At 67.0% G+C, this 5491-nt stretch carries 5 protein-coding genes; all 5 read left to right on the top strand.

Annotation, left to right across the window (positions count from 1 at the left end; all coding sequences use genetic code 11):
- On the top strand, positions 1 to 813 hold an 813-nt coding region (locus AC04L7_RS11610; RefSeq protein WP_475513052.1), incomplete at its 5' end, for a M13-type metalloendopeptidase.
- Between the two features lie 204 nt (positions 814 to 1017).
- Positions 1018 to 3036 carry a M13 family metallopeptidase gene (locus AC04L7_RS11605; protein ID WP_475513051.1) on the top strand — a complete coding sequence of 673 codons (2019 nt, stop codon included), beginning with the start codon at positions 1018 to 1020 and terminating at the stop codon, positions 3034 to 3036.
- Between the two features lie 154 nt (positions 3037 to 3190).
- The gene (locus tag AC04L7_RS11600; protein ID WP_435999767.1) at positions 3191 to 4528 is read left to right on the top strand and encodes an ATP-binding protein; all 1338 of its coding nucleotides are present in this window, start codon (positions 3191 to 3193) and stop codon (positions 4526 to 4528) included.
- Entirely contained in the window at positions 4525 to 5001 is a 477-nt protein-coding gene (locus tag AC04L7_RS11595) for a hypothetical protein (RefSeq protein WP_435999769.1), read from the top strand. Before AC04L7_RS11600 ends, AC04L7_RS11595 begins: the two co-directional genes overlap by 4 nt.
- 14 nt (positions 5002 to 5015) lie before the next feature.
- A partial coding sequence (locus AC04L7_RS11590) for a tetratricopeptide repeat protein (protein WP_475513050.1) occupies positions 5016 to 5491 on the top strand: 476 nt, incomplete at its 3' end.

Genomic DNA, 5491 nt, shown 5'->3' with positions numbered 1-5491 from the left:
ATGGAGAAGCAGGCGGCGTTCACGACGAAGATCGGCTACCCCGACAAGTGGCGCGACTGGGCCGGTCTGGCGACCAGCCGCGACAGCTACATCGGCAACGTGCTGGCCGCGCAGGAGTTCAACTACAAGTTCGACCTGGGCAAGATCGGCAAGCCCGTGGACAAGACCGAATGGGGCATGCCGCCGCAGATGGTCAACGCGTACTACAACCCGTTCCAGAACGAGATCGTGTTCCCGGCCGCCATCCTGCAGCCGCCGTTCTTCGACCCGAGCGCCACGGATGAAATGAACTACGGCGGCATCGGCGCGGTGATCGGCCACGAAATGACCCATGGCTACGACGACCAGGGCAGCCGCTTCGGACCGACCGGCAAGTTCGAGAACTGGTGGAGCGATGCCGATTCCAAGGGCTTCAAGGCGCTCACCGGCAAGCTGGTGGCGCAGTTCGATGGCTACCGCACGGACGACGGCCAGAAGATCAACGGCAACCACACGCTGGGCGAGAACATCGCCGACCTGGGTGGCCTGGCCACGGCCTACGACGCGATGAAGAAGGCCACCGAGGGTACGCCGGACGCGATGACCGACGGACTGACCCGCGACCAGCGCTTCTTCCTCAACTGGGCCACGGTGTGGCGCCGCAACTTCACGCCGGAAGAGCTGAAGAACCGCATCGCCACCGACGAACACGCCCCGGCGCAGTTCCGCGCCATCGGTGCGCCGTCGAACCTGCCCACGTTCGCTGCGGCGTTCTCGTGCAAGRCAGGCGATGCGATGGTGCGCGGCGGCGACCAGCAGGTCGTCATCTGGTAACGACACGCAACTTCGCGCGTGAGGAAGGCCCGGCATGTCCGGGCCTTTCCTTTTGCGGGGGCTGGCCCGTACCCCTCGGATCGCCGAGCTGTGACACGGGCCCGCAAAAGTCGCCACCTGCGGCGGGATTCCCGTCGATCCCGCACGGGGCATGGACGGCTGCCTTGCTAGAATCGCCCGACCCCTGAACTCCGGACAGTCCTGATGCCCAGCCCGCGCCACGTCTTCGGCCGCCCCACCCTGATCGCCTTCGCCCTTGTCATCGCCCTGGGTGTCCCGGATGCCGATGCGCAGCGCAAGAAGCGCAATGCCGCTCCTGYGGTGAGCGCACAGTGCACGGACTTCTACAGCGCCACCAATGCGGACTGGCTGAAGAAGAATCCGGCGTCCGCCGAGGCCGGTGCAGTGAGCGTGCTGGGCGCCTTCCGCGAACGCACGCTGGATCAGCAGCGCGCCCTGCTCGATGCCGCCATGAGGGCACCACAAGGCAACGTGCAGAAGCTGCTGGGCGACTTCTGGGCCAGCGGCCTGGACGAAGCGGCGGTGGAGGCCGACGGCTCCAAGCCGATCGCGCCGCTGCTGGACCGCATCAATGCCATCAAGAAGCCGAAGGACGTCGCGCCGGCCATCGCCGCGCTGCACCAGGTCGGCGTGCCGGTTGCCTTCAACTTCAGTCCCGACGTGGACCTGCAGGCGCTGGACCGCCACATCGGCTACTTCATGCAGGGCGGCCTGGGCCTGCCCGATCCGGCCTACTACACCCGTACCGACGCGGACACGCGCGAACTGCTCGGYCGCTACCGCACCTACGTGAAGCAGGTGCTCGCGCTCACCGGCACGCCCTCCGCCCGCCTGGATGCCGATTCGGCGCTGGTGCTCGACGTGGAAACCAAACTGGCGCAGGTCTCCAAGCCGCTGGTCGACCTGCGCAGCCCGTTCGCCAACTATGCGCCGGTGCCGACCAAGGAACTCGGCAAGCAGTACCGCAACCTGCAGCTGGATGCGTTCCTGAAAGCGCAGGGCGTCAGCGACGACACCGTGTCGATGGCCGATCCGGCGCTGTTCAAGCGCCTCGACAGCCTGGTCGGCGGCCTCAAGCCCGAGCAGTGGAAGGCCTACCTGCGCTGGCGCGTCGGCGATGCGATGGCGCCGTACCTTGCCAAGCCGTTCCGCGACGCCGAGTTCGACTTCCGTGGCCGCGTGCTGCGGGGCGAAACCGCGCCGGCGCCGCGCTGGCGCCAGGTGTTGGATGCGATCAACCTGGCCGCAGGCCCGATGCTGGGCAAGGAATACGCCGAACGTTACGTGCCCGCCGACCACAAGCGCCGCGCGGAACAGATCGCGGGCCAGGTGCGCGATGCGCTGGGCCGTGGCATCGAGCGCAGCACGTGGTTGAGCGACGCCGCCAAGGCCGAAGCCAAGGCCAAGCTCGACAAGCTGAAGATCGAAGTCGGCACGCCGAGGCGCGATCTCGACTACAGCGTGCAGCCGATGGGTCGCGGCAGCTTCGGCGGCAACATCCTGATCGCCTCGACCTGGCGCCATCGCGAGGAGATGAAGCGCATCGGCAAGGGCAACGCCGACCGCCGCTGGGACGTGCTGCCTCAGCAGCCGGCGCTGGCCTACGACCTGGCGCAGAACCGCCTGATCGTCACCGCGGCCGTGCTGCAGGAAGAGATCTTCGACGCGAAGCAGCCGGCCGCCGTGCAGTACGGCGCGTTCGGCGCGCTGGTCGGCCACGAGCTGAGCCGCGGCTTCGACGTGAAGGGCCGCATGGTCGACGCCAAGGGCCAGCTGCGCGACTGGTGGACGCCCGCCGATGTCGCGGCGTGGAACGCACTGGGCGACAAGGTGGTCGCGCAGTACAACGCCTATGCCTTCCCCGATCTCAAGAACGTCAAGGTCAACGGTGCGCTGACGCGCGACGAGAACCTGGCCGACCTTGCCGGCGTCGAACTCGCATGGGATGCCTTCGCCACCGCCGAGCCGCAGGCCAACGCCGCCGCCAAGCAGTCCTTCTACAAGGCGTGGGCCACGCTGTGGGCACAGAATCTGTCGGAAGCCCAAGCCGCACAGCGTGCCGCCGTGGACGTGCACGCCCCGGGCCAGTGGCGCGCCAACGGCCCGCTGACCCAGCAACCGTCCTTCGCACAGGCGTTCACCTGCAAGGCCGGCCAGCCGATGCAGGCCAAGGAGGCGGATCAGGTCAAGATTTGGCGCTGAGCCTGCGTCAGCCGGATAACGGAACGGCGCGGAATCTCCGCGCCGTTTCTGTTTACGTCGCTCCCGCCGACGCCATGGTGGATTGCTCACCCCTCCCCTGAAATGACCCCCTCCGCTGGGCTATGCTGCGGACTGCCCCTATCGCCGTAACCGGATGACGACGATTCCCCTTGATGGCCTGTTCGCGGCGCTGCACGCCAGCCCGGAGAACCTCGCCCTGCGTGCCGTGGTGCTGCAGGCATGCCTTGAGCGACAAGAGAGCACGGCACTCGTGCGCTTGCTGGACCTCTGCGGCGACCTCGACATGGACGCGGCGCAACGACGTGCGGCGCGCTCATTGCTCGCGGCCTGCGACCGTATTGATCTCCGTCAACGCCTGGAAGCGCCGGATCCTGCCGAGGACCTGTTGGAAGAGGCGCGACGGCTGGCCGATGGTGGCCACCTATCCGAGGCGAGCGACGCATATCGCCGTGCGCTCGCCCTCAACCCCACGCTCGATGATCCGGTACTGAGCGCGCGCCTGACCGGAAAGATCGTGCCATTCGGCGCGGCTCGCGGCCGCGAGCCCGTGCCCAGCCTGGCCAACGACGATACCGATGCGCTGGATGCATCCCGGCTGCTGCAGCCTGCGGCGGCACGGGTGGTGTTCGACGACGTCGGCGGACTGGAGGCGGTCAAGCAGGAAATCCGCCGGCGCATCATCACCCCATTCCTCAAGCCTTCGCTGTTCCAGCGTTTCAAGCGCCAGGCGGGCGGCGGCATCCTGATGTACGGTCCTCCCGGCTGTGGCAAAACGCTGCTGGCGCGCGCGACCGCTGGCGAATGCGGCGCACGCTTCTACAACGTCGACGTCACCGATGTGCTCGACATGTACATCGGCGAATCCGAGCGCAAGCTTCATGCGATCTTCGAGCAGGCACGCCGCACGGCGCCCGCCGTTCTGTTCTTCGATGAGATCGAAGCGCTTGGCGGCAAGCGCCAGCATGCCCGCGAGGCGACGTCGGCCAAACTTGTCAGCCAGTTCCTGACTGAACTCGATGGCTTCGCGCAGAAGAACGAAGGCGTACTGATTCTCGGCGCAACGAATGTACCTTGGGCGGTAGATCCGGCCTTCCGTCGCTCCGGCCGCTTCGACCGCGTGTTGTTCGTGCCGCCGCCGGACCTGGCTGCGCGACGCACGATCCTGGAACGCTTGCTGGCGGAGCGTCCCGGATCGGAAGACATCGACGCGAAGGAGGTCGCGAAGCGAACGTCTGCGTTCTCAGGCGCGGATCTGCGCAACATCGTCGACAGCGCRGCGGACGAGGCAATCGAGCAGTCGATCGAACGCGGGCTGGAAGTGCCGATATCGATGGCACACATCGGCGCCGCCCTCCAGCAGGTCCGTCCGACCACGCTGGAATGGCTGACCACGGCCCGCAACCACGCCCGCTACGCCAACCAGGGCGGGCAGTACGACGCGGTGCTCGACTTCCTCAAGGATCATGGATGATGCAGGCACGCTATCGACTTCCCGACGAACCGCTGCCGTCGGGGCTCTCACGGTTCGCCGTCGACCCGATGTGGCCCCTGCTCGCGTTGATGCTGGCCGGCCGCGGCGTCGGACTTGCGTGGTTCGCCTTCAACAGCGCGGCCCTCGGCAGCCCCACCCGCACACGCGAGTGGCTATACGTCGCAGCCGCGTTACTCGGCAGCGCCCTGCTGTTGTTGTTCCTGGGCGTCGCGGCTTCGCAGGCATGGCTGGACCCCCGGCAACTCCGCTATGCCGCTTTGTCGCTGCTCGCCCTCAAGATCACGCTGGCCTACATGATCTACATGCTCCAACTGCGGCCGCACGAACTGTGGACCTACCACGGGGGTGAGTCCGCGAACGGCCTGCCGACACTGGTTCTGCTGGGCCTGCTGGCAAGGCCGTTGCTCGCCAGCACCGAGCTGCACCCGCTGCTTGGCGGAATGCTGCGATGAGCCAGCATCACCTGATGGAGCGCGCCCAGCGCCTGTACGACAACGGCCAGATCGACGCTAGCATCGATCTGCTGACGCGGTTCTTGGGCGAGCACCCGGACGATGCAGATGCGCATGCACTGCTCGCCCTCTGCCTCGTCCGTCGCAAGCGCTTGCATGCCGCACGGTCGGAGGCCGGCCTGGCTGCAACCCTGGACCCCGAAGCGGGATTCGCGCACTTGGCGCAGGGCGTCGTACTGACGGCATCACGCGATTTCCGTGCGGCCGAAGAACACCTCAAGACCGCATTGGCGTTGGAACCAGAGTTCTCATACGCGCACGTCGCACTGTCGCGACTGTACGACCTGTGGGGCGAGCCGAGTCGGGCTGCGGAGCACGCCGAGCGGGCCTGTGAGCTTGCACCGGATGCATCCGGTCATTGGGCGCATCGTGCCTGGCTTGTCTGGCAACGCGGCAACCGGCAGCAGGCCATCGCGTATGCCCACACTGA

The organism is Pseudoxanthomonas sp. LjRoot204_2 (assembly GCF_056175765.1).
This window is presented reverse-complemented; position numbering and strand designations above follow the sequence as displayed.